The organism is Pseudazoarcus sp. NS34, from assembly GCF_059703725.1.
On sequence record NZ_BAAKIZ010000002.1, the window covers coordinates 244,052 to 264,396 of the forward strand.

Sequence of the window (20,345 nt, forward strand, 5' to 3'; positions counted from 1 at the left end):
CCCAAGAAAGTCACCTTGAACGGAGTCATCTCATGGCCAAACTGACCGCCCCTCGCGGCCTCGATTCCAGGCCCGGATTCGTCGGCAAACCGGCGTTTCCGTCGCTTTCCGCAACGGCGCTCGGCGCACTGCTTGTTTTCGGTGGAACGCTTGTAAGCGCGCCGGCCCTGTCTGCTGAAGAACGCGCCGGGGCGACCTTCCAGGTTGCGCAGAACACCGCCACTCAACCGGGGCTGGCTTTCAACATCTCGGCTTCCGTGGCCGCCATGGAAGAGCGCAACCGCGAGCTCGAGAACGAGGTCGAGCGCCTGCGCGGTGAGCTGGCCGAGGCACAAAAAAGGCTCAACGCCAGCTCGCAGGGCTCGCAAGCCGAGATCGAAGCGCTGAAGACGCGCCTCGCCGACCGTGAATCCGAGATGGCTGCCGCACGTGCCAGCGTCGAAACCGCCAAGCAGGACGTAGCTGCCGCGCGGGCCGATCTGGCCATCCGCAATCAGAGCATCGTGCAGATCGACGAGGCCCTGACCAAGACCCGCAAGACGCTCGCCGAACGCGATGCTCGCATCCAGGAGCTCGAAGGGCAGCTCAACAGCACACGCGCCGAACTGAACACTTCCGCCAAGGCGCTGGCTACGGCCAACACCGAACTGGAAGCCCGGCGCAAGCTCATGGCCGAGCTCGAACGCGATCTGGCCGCCACGCGCACCCAGCGCGATGCTCTGCAGACCGAGCTTGCAACCCGGACCAAAGCCCTCGAAGCCGAGTTGGCGGCACGTAGCGCAGCGCTGCAGAAGAGCGAAGAGTCGCTGAAGACCAGCCGCAGTGAGCTTGCCGCGCGCGAGCAGCGTATCGGCGAGTTGCAGACCGCGCTGTCCACTTCCCAGGCCGACGCAGCCAGCAACACGCAACGCGCTGACAAGGCCGAACAGGATCTCGAAGCCCTGCGCGCCGAGGTAGCCGAGCGCGAACGCATCCGCACCGAACAGGAACGTCAGGTGCGCATCGTCCAGACCCTGCCCCCGCCGCCGCCGGAAAAGCCCTTCCCGGTGCTGCGTCACGAACTGTATGAGCAGATGCGCGCCGCGCTGGGCACCGGCTCGGGTGCCGACTCCATCGACCAGCGTTTCATCATGCCGGCGGACGGCTTGTTCGAACGTGGCTCCGACCTGTTCAGCGAGGCCGGGCTGCGCAACATGCGACGCATCGCGGAAGCAATCAAGGCGGCCTCACAGAAATTCCCGACGTCGGTCGACTGGATCATGCGTGTCGACGCGCACGTCGACGAGCAAAGCCCGCTCAACACTCGCTTCACGAGCAAGCAGGAACTGACCACGGCCCGCGCTCAGGCCGTTCTCGGATTCTTCGTCGATCAAGGCATTTCGGCCGATCGGCTGGCCGGCACCGGCTATGCCGACAACCACCCGATCGATTCGCGTACGAGCAGTGAAGCTCAGCAACGCAACCGCCGCGTCGAGTTGCGCCTGGCAGAGCGCTGAACGGAAAAAGCCTGCAACATGCAATCGGGGCGCTGCGGCGCCCCGATTTTTTTGTGGCTCTATACTGGAGGCTCCCTGAAACCTACCTGGAGGCTATCCATGTCGGCACACGTCTACAAACTCGTCGAACTCGTGGGCTCCTCGACCGCCGGGGTCGATGACGCCATCCGCAATGCCGTCGAAACCGCGTCGAAATCCATCCGCAACATGGACTGGTTCGAGACCACCGAAATCCGCGGTCACATCACCGACGGCAAGATCGCTCACTGGCAGGTCAAGCTGAAGGTCGGCTTCAGGGTCGAAAACTAAGCAATCACGCCGGGTTCGGTCGTGCCGCTGTCCCCAATGGCACGCGCGCACGCCGCGCCCGTCGGCTACTGACGATCTGCCTGGACAGCACGAACATCGGCACCAGCCCCACCGCCACGATGGTCAGCGCAGCAGTCGAGGCCTCGGCCAGTCGCTCGTCCGCAGCCAGCGTGTGGGCCTGCGTCGCGAGCGTATCGAAGTTGAACGGCCGCATTACGAGGGTGGCCGGCAGCTCTTTCATGACATCAACAAACACCAGCAACCCCGCGGTCAACAGGCTGCCGCGCAGCATCGGTATATGCACGCGCCACAGCGTCGCAAGCCGTCCGTAGCCGAGAATGCGTGAGGCGTCATCCATGTTCGGCGTGACCTTGCCCAGACTCGCATCAACGGTCTGCAGTGCCACCGACAGGAAGCGCGCCAGATAGGCATAGACCAGCGCCGCAATGCCGCCGGTAATCAACAAGCCCGGATTGACGCCAAACATTTCAAGCCAGGTTTCGGAAATGAAGTTGTCGACCCGTGTAACCGGAATCAGCACGCCGACGGCGATCACCGAGCCCGGCACGGCGTAGCCCAGCGCGACAATCCGGTTGCCCGCGCGTGGCACGTCGGAGCGCGACAACCGCGCGGAGTACGCCAGCAGCACGGCCAGCCCGACCGCAATCAGCGCCGTCACGGATGCCAGCACGAAGCTGTTGCGCGCCAGCGCCAGAAAACGCGGGCCGAACTGCGCATCTCCCTCACTCAGCGCCATGTCGAGCAGTAGCCCGCCCGGCAGCAGAAAGCCGAAGAGCAAGGGCAGAAAACACAGTAGCGCTACCACCCACCCAGCCGAGCCCTGCAGCCGGCTGCGCAGCGGCGCACCGCCCTGGCGGGAGGTGTTGTTGAAGCGCGCCCGCCCCCGGCTGGCATGTTCAAGCACCAGCACCAGAATCACGAATCCGAGCAACAGCGCAGCCAGTTGGGCGGCCGCGGCGCGGTCGCCAAACGAGAACCAGGCGCGGTAGATACCGGTGGTGAAGGTCTGCACGCCGAAGTAGGACACGGTGCCGTAATCGGCCAGGGTTTCCATCAATGCCAGCGCCGTGCCGGCAACGATGGCCGGGCGCGCCAGCGGCAGCGAGACCTGAAAGAAACAGCGCCACGGACCGAGGCCGAGTGAGCGGCCGGCTTCGAGCATGCCCGAGGCGCGCTCCAGAAAAGCCGTGCGCGCCAACAGATAGACGTAGGGATAGAGCACGAAGAAGAACATCACCCCTGCGCCGCCGGTGGAGCGGATCGGCGGGAACCAGTAGTCGCCAGCGCGCCAGCCGAACCACTCGCGCAAGGCGCTCTGCACCGGCCCGACGAATTGCAGGAAATCAGTGTAGGCATAGGCCATGACGTAGGCCGGCATGGCCAGCGGCAGGATCAGAGCCCACTCGAAGAAGCGCCGGCCGGGAAACTCGAACATGGTCGTAAACCATGCGCAGACGATGCCGATGCTGGCCACGCCGAGTCCGACGACGATGCACAGCACGACGGTATTGCGGATGAAGTCAGGCAGAACCGTTGAGGCCAGATGCGACCAGATGTCGGAGGTGCCGCCAACGAGCACGTTGGAGAACACCGACAGCACCGGCATGGCGATGAGCGCCGCAACCAGCAGCGCAGTCCAGGTGAGCGGGGATCTGTCGGGAAGAAAGCGCGCTACGGAATTCCTGCGGTGCATCGACAGTCCGTTGTGAGGTGACCGGCAGAAGAGCCTGCACGGTATGTGGTTTCAAAATTATAATTGATCGCATTCTCGATCCCAACACGCCTGCACCCACACGGTGCGGCCCGACCAGGCAGCGCGCATGTCCCACCTCGAACTCCAGTCCGTCGAACTCGCCTACGACACCGTGCCGGTGGTGCGACGCCTGTCGATGCGACTTGCCGAAGGCAGCATCGGTTGTCTGCTCGGACCCTCGGGTTGCGGCAAGACCACGGTGTTGCGCTGCATCGCCGGGTTCGAACGCGTCGACTCGGGCGAAATTCGCCTCGATGGCCAGATCGTCAGCAGCACCGGCGTGCATCTGCCGCCTGAGCAGCGCCGCATCGGCATGGTGTTCCAGGACTACGCGCTGTTTCCGCATCTGACCGTGGCGCAGAACATCGGCTTTGGTCTGCGCGGCATGGATGCCGTGACGCGGGACGCACGCGTCGCCGAAATGCTGGCCGTGATCGGCCTGCGCAACGAGGGCGAGCGCTATCCGCACGAGCTTTCCGGCGGCCAGCAACAGCGCGTGGCGCTGGCCCGCGCGCTGGCCCCCAGCCCCGCCCTGCTGCTGCTCGACGAGCCATTTTCCAACCTTGATGTGGAACTGCGCGAGCGGCTCTCGCACGAGGTGCGCGACATCATCAAGGCCACCGGCATCACCGCCATCATGGTCACACATGATCAGAACGAGGCGTTCGCAGTAGCCGACGAGATCGGCATCATGAACGAAGGGCGCATCCAGCAATGGGACACGCCGTACAACCTGTATCACCGCCCGTGCAACCGCTTCGTCGCGGATTTCATCGGGCAGGGGGTATTGCTGGCTGGCGAGGTCGTGGACGACCATCACGTGCGTACCGACCTGGGTCTGCTGGCCAGCGCAATTCCGACCGAATGCCGGATCAACCCGGACAGCGGCGAGCGCCAGTGCAGCGTCGAGGTGCTACTGCGTCCCGACGACGTCGTGCATGACGACGACAGCACGCTGCAGGCCAAGGTGCTGAAGAAGGCCTTTCGCGGGGCCGACATTCTGTACACGCTGGAACTCGAAAGCGGCACGCGCGTGCTGTCCCTGGTGCCGAGCCATCATAACCACGCCATCGGCGAACACATCGGCATCCGGCTCGACGCCGAACACGTCGTCACCTTCCACAAGGATGCCGACATCGCCGCGCACGCCCAGCCCTTCAACGCGCTGCAAAGCTGCATCACGGCATGATCCCGTGGCTGGCCGGCGAACCCGTGTTTCCGCCGGTCGAGGCTGCGCTCGACGACCCGCCCGGCCTGCTGGCCGCCGGGGGCGCACTTAATCCCGAGTGGCTGCTGGCCGCCTACCGGAGGGGCATTTTCCCGTGGTACAGCGAGGGCCAGCCGCTGCTGTGGTGGAGCCCCGACCCGCGGCTGATACTGCATCCGTCTGAAATCCGCATCTCGCGCTCGTTGCGCAAGACCTTGCGCCGCGGACGCTTCGAAATCCGGCTCGACACGGCTTTCGCCGATGTGATCAACGCCTGTGCTGGCCCGCGTCACGGCGCTGCAGGCACCTGGATCACGCCCGAAATGCAGCGCGCCTATGTGCACATGAATGAACTGGGCTACGCCCACAGCGTCGAAGCCTGGGAAGACGGACACCTGGTCGGCGGGCTCTATGGCATGGCGATCGGGCGGGTGTTCTTCGGCGAATCCATGTTCAGCCACGTCACCGACGCTTCCAAAGCCTGTCTGGCGCATCTGGCGCGCCATCTTGAATCGCTGAAATTCGCCGTGATAGATTGCCAGATGACGACGGCGCATCTGGTGTCCCTCGGGGCTCGCGAAATTCCGCGTGCGGAGTTTTGCCGGCAAATCGTCTTGCATGCAGACGATGGGCCGCCCCCCGGACGCTGGCCCGCCGATGCTGCAGCCGGGCTTTTCAAGGGATAGCTTCAGACACATGCAGAAGGATTACCCGTACGCCCTGATCCAGTTCTACGCCACGGCGCCCTACGCGTGCTCCTATCTGCCAGACCGCGTGGCGCGCTCACAGGTGGCGACGCCGGGTCATCTGATCGACACCCCGATCTACAGCGAACTGGTGCGCAACGGCTTTCGCCGCAGCGGCGTATTCACTTACCGCCCGCACTGCGACAACTGCCGCGCCTGTGTGCCGGTGCGCATTCCGGTCGGGCTCTTTCATCCGGACCGCGCGCAGCGCCGCGCGCTGAAACGGCATTGCGAACTGACCACGGTCGAACACAGCCTGCAGTTCAACGAAGAGCACTACGACCTGTACCAGCGCTATCAGGCGGCACGGCACGCCGGTGGCGGCATGGATCAGGACAACCGCGAGCAGTACACCCAGTTCCTGCTGCAAAGCCATATCGACACCCATCTGGTCGAGTTTCGCGAGGACGGCGTGCTGCGCATGGTGTGCGTGATCGACCGCCTGCTCGACGGCCTTTCGGGGGTGTACACCTTCTACGATCCCGATGTTCCCAACGCGAGTTACGGAACCTATGGCATCCTCTGGCAGATTGAAGCCTGCCGCAGACTCGATCTGCCCTACCTCTACCTCGGCTACTGGATTCGCGAGAGCCCGAAAATGACCTACAAGAGCCGTTTCCGCCCCCTCGAAGGGCGTGTTGACGGCTACTGGGTTGCGCTCGACGAGCTGCTCGCCGACTGACCGGCCCGGTCCAGACAAGACTTTCACATGTGCTATTCGCTCGTTCGTCCCCTGCTGTTTGCGCTTGAGCCCGAAACGGCTCACGACTTCACGATGAAGTCGCTGCGTCTTGTCGGGCGTGTCTTGCCGACGGCCAAAGTGCCTGATGAAGGCGCCGTCAATGTCATGGGGATCCGCTTTCCGAACCGCATCGGACTGGCCGCCGGTCTGGACAAGAACGGTGCGGCCATCGACGGACTCGCCCGGCTGGGCTTTGGCTTCATCGAAATCGGCACCATCACACCGCGACCGCAACCGGGCAACCCCAAGCCGCGCATGTTCCGGGTGGTTTCGGCGCGCGGAATCATCAACCGCATGGGCTTCAACAACGACGGCGTCGATGCCCTGCTCGATAACGTGCGCAGCGCGCGTTACACCGGCGTGCTCGGCATCAATATCGGCAAGAACTTCGACACGCCGATCGAGAACGCTGCCGATGACTATCTGGCCTGTCTCGACAAGGTCTATGCCTACGCCAGCTACGTCACGGTGAACATCTCCTCGCCGAACACCCAGAACCTGCGTCAGTTGCAGGGCGCCGGCGAACTCGATGACCTGCTCGGCAAACTGAAGGCACGCCAGCAGCAACTGGCCGACGTGCACGGTCGCTACGTTCCGCTGACGCTGAAGATCGCGCCCGATCTCGAGCGCGAGCAGATCCAGGTCATCGCCGACGCATTGCGCCGCCACAGCATTGATGGCGTGATCGCGACCAACACCACGATTTCGCGCGAACGCGTGCTCGGCCTGAGCCACGCCAACGAACAGGGCGGCCTGTCGGGCGCGCCGGCGTTCGAAGCGTCCACCGAAGTCGTGCGGCAGCTATCCAATTTGCTCGCCGGAGAAGTGCCGATCATCGCCGCAGGCGGCGTGATGCGCGGCGACGATGCCCGCGCCAAGCTCGATGCCGGTGCGCAGCTCGTGCAGCTCTACAGCGGGCTGGTGTACCGTGGCCCGGCGCTGGTCAGCGAATGCGTGCGACGCACTGCCGATGTCACCGATGCGGCCGCCCTGGAAGGTGCCTGAGCCCCTCCCTGCGCAAGCACTTGCGGTCTCCGGCCGCGGCCGAACGGGCCATTACGGAATATTCCTATAACCGTGACAGGGTTGAGTGCCTAATTCCCTCGCGGGATAATCCACTCACATCCCGGCCCACACAATGACCAGCTACTTCTTCCTCATCATCGGCGCAGTCCTCGTAAACAACGTGGTCCTCGTGCGCATGCTCGGGCTATGCCCCTTCATGGGCGTATCCAAGAAGCTCGAAACCGCCATCGGCATGGGCGCGGCCACGACGTTCGTGCTGACGCTCGGCGCGGGCAGCGGCTACCTGATTGACCGCTACCTGCTGACGCCGAACGACCTGTCGTATCTGCGCACGCTGTGTTTCATCGTCGTCATCGCCGCCATCGTGCAGCTCACCGAGCTGGCCATCGAGAAGACCAGCCCGCTGCTGCATCGCGTGCTGGGCATCTACCTGCCGCTGATCACCACCAACTGCGCGGTGCTGGGCGTGCCGCTGCTCAGCGCCGGGATGTCGCACAACTTTCTCGAATCGCTGCTGTTCGGCTTTGGCTCATCGATCGGTTTCACGCTGGCGCTGGTACTGTTCGCCGGCATCCGCGAGCGCCTGGACGGCGCCGACGTGCCCTTGCCGTTTCGCGGCACGGCCATCGCCATGATCACTGCCGGCCTGATGAGTCTCGCCTTCATGGGTTTCGCCGGTCTGGACCGTTTCCAGTGAGGGCCGCGCGATGCTGACCGCCCTCCTCGTGATGACCGGCCTGGCCGTCGTGATCGGCGCCGCACTGGGCTGGGCCTCGATCCGCTTCAAGGTCGAAGGCGACCCGCTGGTCGACAAGATCGACGCAATTCTGCCGCAGACGCAATGCGGCCAATGCGGCTACCCCGGCTGCCGTCCCTACGCCACGGCCATTGCCAATGGCGACGCCGACATCAACCAGTGCCCGCCGGGCGGCGAGGAAGGCATCCGCCATCTGGCCGACCTGCTCGGACGCGAATTCAAGCCGCTGGACGAGACTCACGGTGTCGAAAAGCCCAAGTCGGTGGCCTTCATCGACGAGCAGATCTGCATCGGCTGCACACTGTGCATCCAGGCCTGCCCGGTAGATGCCATCGTTGGCGCAGCCAAGCAGATGCACACCGTGGTCGATCCGCTGTGCACCGGTTGTGAGCTGTGCGTCGCACCGTGCCCGGTCGATTGCATCTCGATGGAAGTTGTTCCCGAAACCGTGGAGACCTGGAAGTGGCGCTATCCGGTATTCAAGCTGGAGCAGGCGGCATGATCGGAAAACTCTTCGGCTTCAACGGCGGCGTCAAACCCGACACTCACAAGAACGAATCCGCCACCGCACCGATCGCACAGGCGCCGCTGCCCGCGTGCCTAATCGTGCCGCTGCGTCACAACACCCGCGCAATCGCGCGCTGCATCGTGGAACCGGGGCAGAAAGTGCTCAAGGGCCAGCGCATCGGCGAGGCCGAGGGCGTGCTCGGCACGGCCGTGCATGCGCCGACTTCGGGCGTTGTGGTCGAAGTCACCGACCATGTCATGCCGCACCCGTCGGGCCTGCCGACCGGCTGTGTGGTCATCGAACCCGACGGCGAGGAACGCTGGGGCGAACGCAAGCCGCTGGATTTCGCCACATGCGGCTGTGGCGACCGCCAGGCCTTGCTCGACCACCTGCGCGACTCGGGCATCGTCGGCATGGGCGGCGCGGCCTTCCCCAGCCACATCAAGGTCGGCACCCAACGGCTGGTCAAGACGCTGATCCTCAACGGCGCCGAATGCGAGCCGTGGATCACCTCGGATGACCGCCTGATGCGCGAACGCGCGCCGGCCATCCTGCGTGGCGCCGAGATCCTGCGTCAGCTCGTCGGCGCCGAGCGCATCCTGATTGGCGTCGAAGACAACAAACCCGAGGCCATCACTGCGATGCGTGAGGCTGCCGCACAGCTTGATCCGGCACCGGCTGTCATCCCGGTACCGACGCTATATCCGGCCGGCGGCGAAAAGCAGCTCATCCGCGTGCTGACCGGCATCGAGATTCCGCACGGCAAGCTCGGCAGCGAGTTCGGCGTGCAGTGCTTCAACGTCGGCACGGCCGAGGCCGTGCATCGCGCCTTCGATCTGGGCGAGCCGCTGATCTCGCGCGTGGTCACCCTCACTGGCAACGTCGAACGCCCGGGCAACTGGGAAGTCCCGATCGGCACGCCGGTCGAAGACCTGCTGTCGCTGGCGGGCCCCAAGCCGGGCACCGACCGCTATCTGCTCGGCGGGCCGATGATGGGTTTCGCCATGCCCGATCTGTCCGTACCGGTGGTCAAGGGCACCAACTGCATCATCGCCGCCTCGCCGGAGCTGTTTCCGCCGCCCGAGCCCGAGTTGCCGTGCATCCGTTGCGGCGCGTGCGCCGAGGCCTGCCCGGCGGATCTGCAGCCCTTCGAGTTGTACTGGTTCTCGCGCTCGCGCAACTTCGGCAAGGCGCAGGAATACCACCTGTTCGACTGCATTGAATGCGGCTGCTGCTCGTATGTGTGCCCGTCACACATCCCGCTGGTCGATTACTTCCGCTTCTCGAAGAGCGAGATCTGGGCGCGCGAGCGCGAAAGCCGCGCCGCCGATCAGGCGCGCGACCGCTTCGAGTTCCGCAACTACCGCCAGGAACGCGAGAAAGCCGAGAAAGCCGCCAAGCTCGCAGCCAAGGCTGCAGAGACGAAAGCCAAGCTGGCAGCCGGAAGCGACGCTCCGGCCGCGGCGACTGATGACGACCCCAAGAAGGCCCTCGTCGCCGCCGCGCTGGCGCGCGCCAAAGCTCAGAAAGCTGAAGTCGATGCGAAGAACACCGACAATCTTCCGCCCGCCGTGCAGGCCGAGATCGCCGAAATCGAGACGCGGCGCAAGCACGTTACCGGCGATGAGCCAGAGCAAGCGCAGGACGCGCAGGAAGCGGCCCCTGCCGCTGATGGTGACGCCAAGAAGGCGCTGATTGCCGCGGCGCTGGAACGTGCTGCAGAACGCCGCGCCGAGCGGGAGCAGGAAGAACGATGATCCACTCACCCTACATCCGCAGCAACGCAAGTGTTCAAAGCGTGATGGGCCGCGTGCTGCTGGCTCTGCTGCCCGGCGTGGCGATCTACGCTTGGCAGATCGGCGCCGGCATTCTGGTGAACCTGGTCATCGCGAGCATCGTTGCCGTCGCAGCCGAAGCTGCGGTTCTCAAGCTGCGCAAGCGCGCCGTGCTGCCGTCGGTCAGTGACCTCTCGGCAATCGTCACGGCCTGGCTGATGGTCTTGTGCTTTCCGCCCATCGTGCCGTGGTGGATGACGGTGATGGGTGTGGTGATCGCCATCGCTGCCGTCAAACACCTTTACGGCGGACTGGGACAGAACCCGTTCAATCCGGCGATGGTGGCCTACTGCGTGATGATCGTGGCCTATCCCTCGCTGATGTCGCAGTGGCCACCGGCCGGCAGCGTGGACTTCGCTACCCAACTTGATTTGATCCTGGGTGGCGCGCGTGAGCTGGACGCCATCACCGGCGCCACCGCGCTCGACACGCTGCGCACGGGACTGCGCGCGGGCGACGCGACGGTTGCCAGCGTGATGCAGCGCGAGGCCTTCGGCCTGTTCGGCGGACGCGGCTGGGAATGGATCGGTCTGGGCTATCTGGCGGGCGGCTTGTGGCTGATGCAGCAGCGCATCATCAGCTGGCACATGCCGGCGGCCTTCCTGGCCGCGCTGGCGCTGATCGCCACGCTGTTCTGGGCCGTCGATCCGACGAGCTTTGCCGACCCGCTGTTTCATCTGGCCAGCGGGGGCGCCTTGCTGGCCGCCTTCTTCATCGTCACCGACCCGGTGTCGGGTGCGACAACGCCGCGCGGCAAACTGATCTTTGCCGCCGGAATCGCCCTGATCGCCTACCTGATCCGCGCCTTTGGCGCCTTTCCAGAAGGCATCGCCTTTGCGGTGTTGCTGATGAACATGTGCGTGCCGCTGATCGACATGAAGACCCAACCTGCGGTGTTCGGTCACAAGGGAGGCGGCAAATGAGCGTCGACCCGCGCTATGGCGCCGTGCGCACCGCGCTCCGCACGGCGGGCATCATGCTGGTGTTCACCATTGCCTTCACGGCGATGATGTCACTGACGTACACGGCCACCGCTCCGACCATTGCTGCCTCGCAGCAGGCCGAAAAAATGCGGCTGATTGACGAGATCCTGCCGCGCGGCAGCTACGACAACGATCTGCTGGCAGATTTCGTGCAACTGGGCGCCGTCGCCGAACTTGGCCTGGAGCGCGGCGGCACGGCCTGGCGCGCACGCCTGGCCGGCGAACCGGTCGCTGTCGTCGTCGAGGCCATTGCGCCGGATGGATATGCCGGCCGTATCCAGCTCGCCGTAGCCATCACGAACGACGGCCGCGTCTCGGGTGTTCGCGTCACGGCCCACGGCGAAACGCCGGGTCTGGGCGACTACATCGACCCGAAGAAGGACCGCAAACGAGCCGAGCCGTGGATCAGCCAGTTCGCGGGCCGCAGCCTGGACGAAGTACCGATCAATGACTGGAAGGTTGGCCGTGACGGCGGAGAGTTCGACTACCGCATCGGCGCCACCATCAGTGCCCGCGCCGTAACGGACGCCACCGGTCGCGCCCTGGCCTGGGTTACGACCAACCGCGAACGCCTCTTCAACGCCCCGGCCGGCAGCACCCTCTGAGCAAGGAAGCCAACATGGACTGGCAACGATTCCGCGATACCAGCTACAACGGCCTGTGGAAACAGAACCCCGGCCTGGTGCAGCTTCTCGGCCTGTGCCCCATCCTCGCGGTGAGCACCACCATGGTGAACGCCGTCAGTCTCGGGCTGGCCACGGTGCTGGTGATGGCGGTGGCCAACCTGGCCATCGCCGGCCTGCGAAACTTCATCCCTTACGAAATCCGCATCCCGGTGTTCATCCTCGTCATCGCAGCGCTGGTGACGGTGGTCGATCTGTCTTTCAACGCCTGGTTCCACGAGTTGTACCTGGTGCTCGGCATCTTTATTCCGTTGATCGTCACCAACTGCATCGTGCTGGCGCGCGTCGAGGCCTATGCCGCCAAGAACGACGCCATTTCCTCCACCATTGATGGCGTGATGATGGGCCTCGGTCTGGTGTGGGTGCTCGCTGTACTCGGCGGTACGCGCGAACTGCTTGGCGCAGGCACCTTGTTCTCGGGCATCGACATGATCATTCCGTCGCTGTCGCACATCAACGTCTTCGGCGATGACTACAGCGGCTTTCTCATCTCCATCCTGCCGCCGGGCGCGTTCTTCACGCTCGGCTGCCTGATCGCGCTGTTCAACTGGATCAACGCCCGCGCCGTCGCACGCAAGCCCCGGGCCGCTCCGCCGGCAGCCGACGCGGAAGAAGCCATCGCCAACGGATGAAGCGCGAGGCAATCCGCGAGTTCTTCCGGCGGTTGGCCGAGGCCAACCCAAACCCGACCACCGAGCTGGAATACGGCTCGCCCTTCCAGCTGCTGGTGGCCGTGGTGCTCTCGGCCCAGGCTACCGATCGCAGCGTGAACATCTGCACCCGCAAGCTGTTCGCGCTGGCGCCGACACCCGAAGACATCCTGACACTCGGCGAGGAAGGTGTGGCCGAGTGCATCCGCACCATCGGTCTGTTCCGCAACAAGGCAAAGAACGCGGTTGCATTGTCGCGCCTGCTGCTGGAACGCCACGGCGGCGAAGTGCCGCACGATCGTGAGGCGCTCGAAGCCCTGCCCGGCGTCGGCCGCAAGACAGCCAACGTGGTGCTCAATACCGTATTCGGCGATCCGGTAATGGCGGTCGACACGCATATCTTCCGCCTGTCGAATCGCACCGGGCTAGCGCCCGGCAAGGATGTGCGCGCCGTGGAAGACGCGCTGATGCGCCGCATCCCCAAGGATTACCTGAAGGACGCTCACCACTGGCTGATCCTGCACGGGCGCTATGTGTGCACGGCGCGCAAGCCCGCCTGCAGTGCGTGCATCGTGCGCGAGCTGTGCGACTTCCGAGACAAGGTGGACTGACGCGCGATCACCATGCCACCGTCACGCTTTACGGGTTAGGATTCGCACTCAGTCCACTTCTGCGGGAGCCCGCGCATGACCACCTGGATCATCCTCGCCATCCTCGTCGCGCTGATCGTCTATGTCATCGCGATCTATAACGGTCTCGTCGCGCTGCGCAACCGCGTACGCAACGCCTTCTCGCAGATCGACGTGCAGCTGCAACGTCGCTACGACCTGATCCCGAACCTGGTCGAAACGGCCAAGGCCTACATGCAGCACGAGCGCGAAACGCTCGAAGCCGTGATCCAGGCACGCAACGCAGCCAAGGCCGCCGCGAGCAACGCTGAAGCCGATCCATCCGATGGCGGCGCAATGCGCGCGCTGATCGGGGCCGAAAGCGTGCTGGGCGGCGCACTCGGGCGCTTCTTCGCACTCGCCGAGGCCTATCCCGACCTCAAGGCCAACGAGAACATGGCCCTGCTTCAGGAAGAGCTCGCCAGCACCGAGAACCGCATCGCCTTCGCACGACAGGCCTACAACGACTCGGTGATGTCGTACAACATCAAGCGCGAGTCCTTCCCGGACGGTATCGTCGCCAACACCTTCGGCTTCCGCTCCGCCCAGCAATGGCAGATGGACAAGCTTGAAGCGCGCGAGAACGTGCAGGTGAACTTCGGCTCCTGACCGCCGTGGATTTCTTTTCGGCCCAGGATCACGCGCGGCGCAGCTCTCGTTGGCTGCTGTTGTGGTTTGCGCTGGCGGTGATCGGCATCATCGCCACCGTCTACGTCACCACTGCGCTGGCTCTGCATTTCTTCACCAGCGATCCGTTCAACCCCGGCTCGCCGTGGAAGCTTGAGCTCTTCGTGGTCGTGCTACTCGGCGTCGGCGGCGTGATTGCCGGCGGCTCCGCCTACAAGATTGCGGTGCTGGCCCGTAGCGGCGGCGCGCGCATTGCCGAAGAACTCGGCGGTCGGCTGGTCGAGCGCTCGACGACGCACCCACTGGAGCGTCGCCTGGTCAATGTTGTCGAGGAAATGGCCATCGCCTCGGGCATTCCGGCGCCACCGGTGTACGTGCTTGACGCCGAGGCCGGCATCAATGCCTTCGCCGCGGGCGCAACCCCGAACGAAGCCGTTGTGGCGGTCACCAAAGGCACGCTCCAACAGCTTTCGCGCGACGAGCTGCAAGGCGTCATCGCGCACGAGTTCAGCCACGTCCTGAATGGCGACATGCGGCTCAACCTGCGGCTGGTCGGCGTACTGCACGGCATCCTGCTGCTCACCCTGGCCGGGCGCACGCTGATGCGTGGCGCGCGCGGCGGCGGGCGCAACGGCGGCGCTTTCGCAGTCGGTGGTCTGGTGCTGGTCATCGCCGGCTACATCGGCACCCTGTGCGGCAAAGTCATCAAGGCCGGTGTGTCGCGCCAGCGCGAATTCCTCGCCGACGCTTCGGCCGTACAGTTCACGCGCAATCCTTCCGGCATTGCCGGGGCGCTGGCGCGCATCGCGGACATCGGATCAAGCGTCGAGCATCCGCGCGCGGAGGAAGCCAGCCACATGTTCTTCGGCACCGGCTCGCGCTTCTCGAAGGCTCTTGCAACCCATCCGCCCATCGACGAACGCATTCGGCGCATCGACCCGGTGTTTCGCACGCGCAAGCGCATTCAGGAACGCACGGCTGCCAAGTCGAGCAGCACGAGTCCGCTGCCCGAGGGCATCTCGGGCCTGAGCGCTGAATCAGTCGGGGCGAGTGTCGGCACTGTCTCTCCGCTGGATGTCAGCGCCGGCAGCGCGCTGATCGCCGGATTGCCCGATGGCCTGATGGACACGCTGCATACACCCCATGGCGCGCGCGCCACCATGTTCGCGCTGCTGCTGTCGCGGCACGAAAACATTCGCAGGCAGCAGCTGGCCGAGATCGCGGCGCAACTGGGCGAAGAGTCCAGTCAGCGCTGTGAACACGTCGCCGGCACGCTCACGCGCTTGCCAGCCGGCGAACGTCTCCCCCTGCTTGATCTGGCGCTGCCGGCGCTGCGCGAATTGCGCCCAGCTGATCGCGAGGCCGTCGTCGCACTGGCAGATGCGCTGATTCGCGCGGACGGCCGCACCTCAAGCTTTGAATACGTCGCGCGCCGACTGCTGAAAGCCGCACTGCTGCCGCATCATGCGGTCCGCCACGAGGCCCGTCCAAGCCCTGCCGCGCTGCGCACGGGCGCCTACGCACTGCTTGCCCTGCTGGCGCGTGCCGGACATGCCGACGAGGCTGCTGCCCGCGCCGCGTTCGATGCGGCCCGCAAGCTGACGCCTTTCGACGAGCGCGCTGAGTTCGACGATCAGCCCGCACGCTTTCCCATTGAGGAACTCGACCGTGCGCTGGATGCATTGTCTGCGACGCAGCCGGTGTTTCGCCGCAAGCTGGTCGAAGCCTGCGCGGCGGCGGTGCTCCACGACGGACACGTCACCGCCACGGAGTTGGAGTTGCTGCGCGCGACATGTCAGGCACTGGACTGCCCGCTACCGCTACTGCTCGGCACACAGTACGCATGAAAAAGCCGCACCCGCCTTGCGGCGGTGTGCGGCGAATCTCTCTGACTGCCTAAGCCTCAGCGCTTCTGCTTGAGGCCGCTCTGTGAACCGAAATACGCAGCCAGATCCTTCATGTCCTGCTTGCTGAGGTTGGCCACCTGCCCCGTCATGATGGGGTCTTCCCGATTGCCCAGCTTGTAATCGAGCAATGCGCGGTAAAGATACTCGGGGATCTGGCCACCGATGTTCGGAAAAGCCGGGGCGGGACTCGTGCCAGTGGGGCCGTGACAGGCCGCGCACGTGGTAGAGAGGGTCTTGCCGCGCTCGGCATCGCCGGCATGGGCAGGAATCGAGGCGGCGAAAACCAGGGCCGCCAGGCAGGAAACTTTGCCGAAAGCCTTCATCGTCTCACTTCTCCGGTTGGGCATAGTAGGCCGCAAGATCGGCCATGTCCTGATCGCTCAGACTGCGGGCGATCGCCACCATGCTGGGGTGCTTGCGCGTACCGTCGCGATAGGCCTGCAGGGCCTTGACGATGTATTCGGCGTGCTGTCCGCCCAGCAGCGGCACCGGATAGACTTCCGGATATGCCGTGCGGTAACCCGGAATGCCATGACAGCCCTGACACATCGAGAGCTTGTCTTTCGCGGCCTCCGGATTGCCTTCGGTCGCGACGGCTGAACTGCATGCCAGCGCCAACCCTACGGCAATCAATATACGTTTCCCCACCATACGATCTCCCTCTGTTGTGGATTGATTCTTATTGGTGCCCTGCTTTTATTCTCTCTTTCTAACCCCCTGATGCGTCAGGATGATACGTCGCGGGCAAGACCGTTTGCAAACGGTTGTTGCCTGCGTTCCACACCCATGGCCGATTTGCGGAAATGCCACTGGCGACGTGGGAAAGCGTTCCTGTGCGCCCGATTGAAGCGCTTGGCGATCCACGTTTGTATACACTGACTATTCACATTCACCGGCAACGATTGCGCATGTTCAAAAGCTTGTTCCAGTGGTTTCGACGAGCCCCCGCGCAGGCTGAGAGCAAGGGCATCGACGACTTGAACCGTCATGCGCCCTTGCGCGAAACGGGAGCCTCTACGGCACCGGAACAGACCGGAATCACGTCTACCCTGCTGTGTCGGGAGGCCTTGCTCGGGCGCGACCAGCGCATTGCCGGCTATCGCTTCATGCTGCGCGAAAGCACTCGTAACCGCATCCGGCGCAGCAGCCGCGTAGTGCATCACGTCTATGCCGAAGTACTCACCGGCAGCTTGTTGCAGGCCGACGTGCCGCGCTTGCTCGGGCATCGAAGTGCGGTAGTCGAACTACCCGATTCCTTCCTCGCACACGACAGCGTGCGGCGCTTGCCACCACGTAATTCGGTGCTCGCGCTGGAAAGCATTGCCGGTGAACCGCTACCCGCGGCCGCCACCTTGCTGCCGCAGATCCACGCGCTACGTGGCGCAGGGTTCCGCATTGCGCTGCATGCCCGGCGTGCCGACGAAATTCCCGCACATTTGCTGGGTGTCGTTGACCTGATCGTCACCGACAGCATCGGCTGCGATCCTGAAGGCGTTCGAGGCCTGTTCACCGCGCTGCAGCGACAAGGCCGGCCGATCGAGGTCCTGGCGCTCAATCTCGAGAGCCTCGACGACTTTCATTTCTTCCATTCGCTTGGCACAACCTGGTTTCATGGCCCGTTTATCACGCGCCGCGAAGAATGGGCCGCACGCGAACTCGACGCGGACATTGCCAACGCCCGGCCATTGCTCGACGCTTTGCGCGGCGATGACGACAATCAACGTATCGTCACCCTGCTCAAACGCAACGCGGCCATCGCCCTGTGCATGTTGCGCTATGCCAACTCGGCTGCCGGCGGCCTGCCGCGCGAAGTGCAATCCATCGAGGAAGCCCTGCATCTGGTCGGTCGCAAGCGACTGACGCGCTGGGTGATGATGGCCGTGTTCTCCGGCTGCACGCCGGATGGGCGCTCGCATGCGGCGCTGGAGTCGGCGCTGGTACGTGCACGCATGATGGAACTGCTCGGCGATGCCACCGGGCGCGACGGGGAAACGCTGTTTCTGGTCGGCTTGCTGTCGCTCGTCGACGTCGTCATGCAAGCCGACCTGCACAAGGCTCTCGACGCCCTGGCAGTGGCCGACGACATTCGCAGCGCCGTACTCGACGATACCGGCCCGCACGCACGCCTGCTGGATCTGGCGATTGCATGGGAACAGGGCGACACCGAATGCATCGGTCGCCTTGCCAGCGACTGTCAGCTAAGCACCGAAAATGCCGCCGACGCCTACATGCAGGCCCTGTGGTGGGCGCTTGACGTCAATCCGTGAAGCGGACGCTCAAGCTGGCTGACGTATCGCCCGCGACGCAGTCACTCAGTAAACGGCAAAGGCTGCATGCCGAAGCCCTCATCCATGGCCTTGATCTGGCGTAGCAGCACGTCCAGATCGCCCTGCAACCGGGCGAGGTCGTCGACCGCAAGCATGCGCAAAGCCTCGGGCAACACCCCCCGCGCGGGAGACGGCGCAGCCGCAAGCAGATCGCTGCCCTTGTCCGTCAGATACAGACGCACTACGCGTTGATCAGCCGCCGTGCGCTCCTTGCGCACGAGCCCTTCGGTTTCGAGACGGTCGATCATGTTCGACGCGGTCGACTGGTGCAGCGCCATGAGGTTGGCCAGCTCGCCCACGCGCAGGCCCGGCTTCTCGGACAACTCCTGCAGTGCCCACAACTGGGCACCGGTCACCCCGCTCTGCCGCTCGATCCACTGCGAGTGGCGTTGCGCAGTGCGGATCAGCACCCGAAAGCGCTGCAAAACCGACAGCGGCGAAACAACGGCTGATGCGGCAGGGGTCGAAGGCGCGCTTGAGGATGCGCTTTTGCGTGGCATGAATGACACTCCGAAGGCTGGACGGGGCGGGAAATGCGGCACCTGCGTTGCGCCGTGCGGCATTCCGCGTATCGTAACGTTTAAGCCGCACATCCGCATCGTCGCCCGCAGCCGGAACACGCTTTCTGATGAAACAGCTCCGCATCACCTCAACCCGCGCGTGGCGCCACTTCCGGCGAGGCGGCCTGCGTTATGCCATGCCGTGGCTGTCGCTGCATCGCTGGCGCCAACGACTGCTGCTGGTATTCGGCGCGCTGTTCGCCGGTCTGATCTGCATTCTCTTCGCCATCGGCGCCGAGCTGGCCATCGCGGTGCACCGCGAAGTCATGACCAACATGCCGTGGCTTACGCTGCTTGTTGCCCCGGCAGGCTTTGCGTTGCTGGTGTGGATTGCGCGCACCTTCATTCCCGGCACGCTCGGCAGCGGCATCCCGCAAGCCATTGCCGCATCGCTTACCGACAATCGCGGTATTCGCCGCAAGCTGCTGTCCATCCGCATTGCCATCGCCAAGGTGTTCCTCACGCTGGGCGCGCTGCTGTGTGGGGCCTCGGTGGGCCGCGAAGGCCCCTCGGTGCAGATCGGCGCGTCAATCATGCACGCGCTCTACGGCCGACGGCGCAAGAACCGCATTGCATCAAGCCGCGACCTGATCGTCGCGGGCAGCGGCGCCGGCGTGGCTGCTGCCTTCAACACCCCGCTCGGCGGCATCATGTTCGCGATCGAGGAAATGTGCCGCTACCGCGCCTTTCAGGCCAACAACACCACTCTGACCAGTGTGATTTTCGCCGGTCTGATGTCGCTGGCAGTATTGGGCGGCTACACCTATTTCGGCTCCACACCAGCCACCCTGCAGTGGCCGGCCGGCATCTGGCCCATCATTTTGTGCGGCCTGTTCGGTGGACTGTTCGGCGGACTGTTCAGCCGCATCCTGATCGCCTCCTCGCGCGGTCTGCCGGGGAAACTCGGCGAGTTCTCCACCAACCGGCCGGTCCTCTTTGCCGCCGGCTGTGGTCTGGCGACGGCCCTGGTGGGCCTGACCAGCGGTGGCCTGACTTACGGCACCGGATACGACGAGACCAAGAACGCGCTGGAAGGCATCACGCCGCTGCCAATGTACTTCCTGCTGGCGAAGATGTTCGTGATCTGGCTGGTCTTCGTCAGCCGCATTCCGGGAGGCATCTTTGCGCCAGCCGTCGCGGTGGGCGCGGGTCTGGGCGCCAACGTGGCCTGGTTCCTGCCACCGGAGCAGGCCTCGGCCATCCTCGCGCTGGGCATGGTGGCCTTCCTGTCGGCGATGACGCAGACGCCGATCACCTCCTTCGTGATCGTCATGGAAATGACCGACAACCACCACATGCTGCTGCCGCTGATGGCAACCTCGGTGATTGCACACGCCATCGCGCGCACCGTGTCACCGGTGCCGCTGTATCAGGCACTGGCCTATCCTTTGCTGCGCCGGACCGAAGCCGAGGTCAGGCGCGAGCACGCGCCGCCACCCACGCCGCCTCCGCCGGACGCCTCACCGGAGGCGCCGTCGGAAGCTCCGGATACGGAACCCCGCAAATAAAAAAGGCCGCGCAAGCGGCCTTTTGATCGTGC

21 protein-coding genes are annotated in these 20,345 nt (G+C 64.6%); 17 read left to right on the forward strand and 4 right to left on the reverse strand.

Annotated features, from left to right (window positions below; genetic code table 11):
* Positions 1 to 32: 32 nt before the first annotated feature.
* Both AC6H0N_RS07495 and AC6H0N_RS07500 read left to right on the forward strand, forming a co-directional pair.
* The gene (locus tag AC6H0N_RS07495; RefSeq protein ID WP_497573473.1) at positions 33 to 1,496 is read left to right on the forward strand and encodes an OmpA family protein; all 1,464 of its coding nucleotides are present in this window, start codon (positions 33 to 35) and stop codon (positions 1,494 to 1,496) included.
* A gap of 99 nt (positions 1,497 to 1,595) precedes the next feature.
* The gene (locus AC6H0N_RS07500; RefSeq protein WP_497573474.1) at positions 1,596 to 1,805 is read left to right on the forward strand and encodes a dodecin; all 210 of its coding nucleotides are present in this window, start codon (positions 1,596 to 1,598) and stop codon (positions 1,803 to 1,805) included.
* Between the two features lie 4 nt (positions 1,806 to 1,809).
* On the opposite strand, the gene AC6H0N_RS07505 is transcribed toward AC6H0N_RS07500, so the two are convergent.
* Entirely contained in the window at positions 1,810 to 3,519 is a 1,710-nt protein-coding gene (locus tag AC6H0N_RS07505; RefSeq protein ID WP_497573475.1) for an ABC transporter permease, read from the reverse strand.
* Positions 3,520 to 3,646: 127 nt separating this feature from the next.
* Here AC6H0N_RS07505 and AC6H0N_RS07510 point away from each other — a divergent pair, with 127 nt between their 5' ends.
* The 13 genes from AC6H0N_RS07510 to AC6H0N_RS07570 all read left to right on the forward strand — a co-directional run bounded on the left by AC6H0N_RS07510 (position 3,647) and on the right by AC6H0N_RS07570 (position 15,858).
* Complete coding sequence (locus tag AC6H0N_RS07510; RefSeq protein ID WP_497573476.1) at positions 3,647 to 4,768, forward strand: ABC transporter ATP-binding protein; 1,122 nt, start codon at positions 3,647 to 3,649, stop codon at positions 4,766 to 4,768.
* A complete protein-coding gene (gene aat, locus AC6H0N_RS07515; RefSeq protein WP_497573477.1) occupies positions 4,765 to 5,472 on the forward strand; it encodes a leucyl/phenylalanyl-tRNA--protein transferase in 708 nt (235 codons plus the stop codon). Before AC6H0N_RS07510 ends, aat begins: the two co-directional genes overlap by 4 nt.
* 10 nt (positions 5,473 to 5,482) lie before the next feature.
* Entirely contained in the window at positions 5,483 to 6,214 is a 732-nt protein-coding gene (locus AC6H0N_RS07520; protein WP_497573478.1) for an arginyltransferase, read from the forward strand.
* Positions 6,215 to 6,241: 27 nt separating this feature from the next.
* Positions 6,242 to 7,279: a quinone-dependent dihydroorotate dehydrogenase gene (locus AC6H0N_RS07525; protein WP_497573479.1), complete on the forward strand. Its 1,038-nt coding sequence runs from the start codon at positions 6,242 to 6,244 to the stop codon at positions 7,277 to 7,279.
* 133 nt (positions 7,280 to 7,412) lie between these two features.
* Positions 7,413 to 7,997: an electron transport complex subunit RsxA gene (gene rsxA, locus AC6H0N_RS07530; protein WP_497573480.1), complete on the forward strand. Its 585-nt coding sequence runs from the start codon at positions 7,413 to 7,415 to the stop codon at positions 7,995 to 7,997.
* 10 nt (positions 7,998 to 8,007) lie between these two features.
* Positions 8,008 to 8,559 (forward strand): electron transport complex subunit RsxB, encoded by a 552-nt coding sequence (gene rsxB / locus AC6H0N_RS07535; protein WP_497573481.1) that lies wholly within the window; start codon positions 8,008 to 8,010, stop codon positions 8,557 to 8,559.
* On the forward strand, positions 8,556 to 10,322 hold the full coding sequence (gene rsxC / locus AC6H0N_RS07540) for an electron transport complex subunit RsxC (RefSeq protein WP_497573482.1): 1,767 nt from the start codon (positions 8,556 to 8,558) through the stop codon (positions 10,320 to 10,322). Before rsxB ends, rsxC begins: the two co-directional genes overlap by 4 nt.
* Entirely contained in the window at positions 10,319 to 11,323 is a 1,005-nt protein-coding gene (locus tag AC6H0N_RS07545; protein WP_497573483.1) for an RnfABCDGE type electron transport complex subunit D, read from the forward strand. Before rsxC ends, AC6H0N_RS07545 begins: the two co-directional genes overlap by 4 nt.
* The gene (locus tag AC6H0N_RS07550) at positions 11,320 to 11,988 is read left to right on the forward strand and encodes an RnfABCDGE type electron transport complex subunit G (protein WP_497573484.1); all 669 of its coding nucleotides are present in this window, start codon (positions 11,320 to 11,322) and stop codon (positions 11,986 to 11,988) included. The genes AC6H0N_RS07545 and AC6H0N_RS07550 overlap by 4 nt, the downstream gene beginning before the upstream one ends.
* Positions 11,989 to 12,002: 14 nt before the next feature.
* The gene (rsxE, locus tag AC6H0N_RS07555; protein ID WP_497573485.1) at positions 12,003 to 12,698 is read left to right on the forward strand and encodes an electron transport complex subunit RsxE; all 696 of its coding nucleotides are present in this window, start codon (positions 12,003 to 12,005) and stop codon (positions 12,696 to 12,698) included.
* Positions 12,695 to 13,327: an endonuclease III gene (nth, locus tag AC6H0N_RS07560; RefSeq protein ID WP_497573486.1), complete on the forward strand. Its 633-nt coding sequence runs from the start codon at positions 12,695 to 12,697 to the stop codon at positions 13,325 to 13,327. The genes rsxE and nth overlap by 4 nt, the downstream gene beginning before the upstream one ends.
* 75 nt (positions 13,328 to 13,402) lie before the next feature.
* On the forward strand, positions 13,403 to 13,993 hold the full coding sequence (locus AC6H0N_RS07565) for a LemA family protein (protein ID WP_497573487.1): 591 nt from the start codon (positions 13,403 to 13,405) through the stop codon (positions 13,991 to 13,993).
* A 5-nt stretch (positions 13,994 to 13,998) separates the two neighbouring features.
* On the forward strand, positions 13,999 to 15,858 hold the full coding sequence (locus AC6H0N_RS07570; RefSeq protein ID WP_497573488.1) for a M48 family metalloprotease: 1,860 nt from the start codon (positions 13,999 to 14,001) through the stop codon (positions 15,856 to 15,858).
* Between the two features lie 56 nt (positions 15,859 to 15,914).
* Here AC6H0N_RS07570 and AC6H0N_RS07575 read toward each other — a convergent pair whose 3' ends face one another.
* Both AC6H0N_RS07575 and AC6H0N_RS07580 read right to left on the reverse strand, forming a co-directional pair.
* The gene (locus AC6H0N_RS07575; RefSeq protein ID WP_497573489.1) at positions 15,915 to 16,241 is read right to left on the reverse strand and encodes a c-type cytochrome; all 327 of its coding nucleotides are present in this window, start codon (positions 16,239 to 16,241) and stop codon (positions 15,915 to 15,917) included.
* Between the two features lie 4 nt (positions 16,242 to 16,245).
* Positions 16,246 to 16,569 (reverse strand): c-type cytochrome, encoded by a 324-nt coding sequence (locus AC6H0N_RS07580; RefSeq protein ID WP_497573490.1) that lies wholly within the window; start codon positions 16,567 to 16,569, stop codon positions 16,246 to 16,248.
* 257 nt (positions 16,570 to 16,826) lie between these two features.
* Between AC6H0N_RS07580 and AC6H0N_RS07585 the strand changes: the two genes are divergently transcribed.
* Positions 16,827 to 18,185: an EAL and HDOD domain-containing protein gene (locus AC6H0N_RS07585; protein ID WP_497573491.1), complete on the forward strand. Its 1,359-nt coding sequence runs from the start codon at positions 16,827 to 16,829 to the stop codon at positions 18,183 to 18,185.
* Between the two features lie 41 nt (positions 18,186 to 18,226).
* Here AC6H0N_RS07585 and AC6H0N_RS07590 read toward each other — a convergent pair whose 3' ends face one another.
* Positions 18,227 to 18,745, reverse strand: coding sequence for a MarR family winged helix-turn-helix transcriptional regulator (locus AC6H0N_RS07590; RefSeq protein WP_497573492.1), 519 nt, complete (start codon positions 18,743 to 18,745; stop codon positions 18,227 to 18,229).
* A 128-nt stretch (positions 18,746 to 18,873) separates the two neighbouring features.
* On the opposite strand from AC6H0N_RS07590, the gene AC6H0N_RS07595 reads away from it, so the two are divergent.
* A complete protein-coding gene (locus tag AC6H0N_RS07595; RefSeq protein ID WP_497573493.1) occupies positions 18,874 to 20,313 on the forward strand; it encodes a chloride channel protein in 1,440 nt (479 codons plus the stop codon).
* The last annotated feature ends 32 nt before the right edge of the window (positions 20,314 to 20,345 follow it).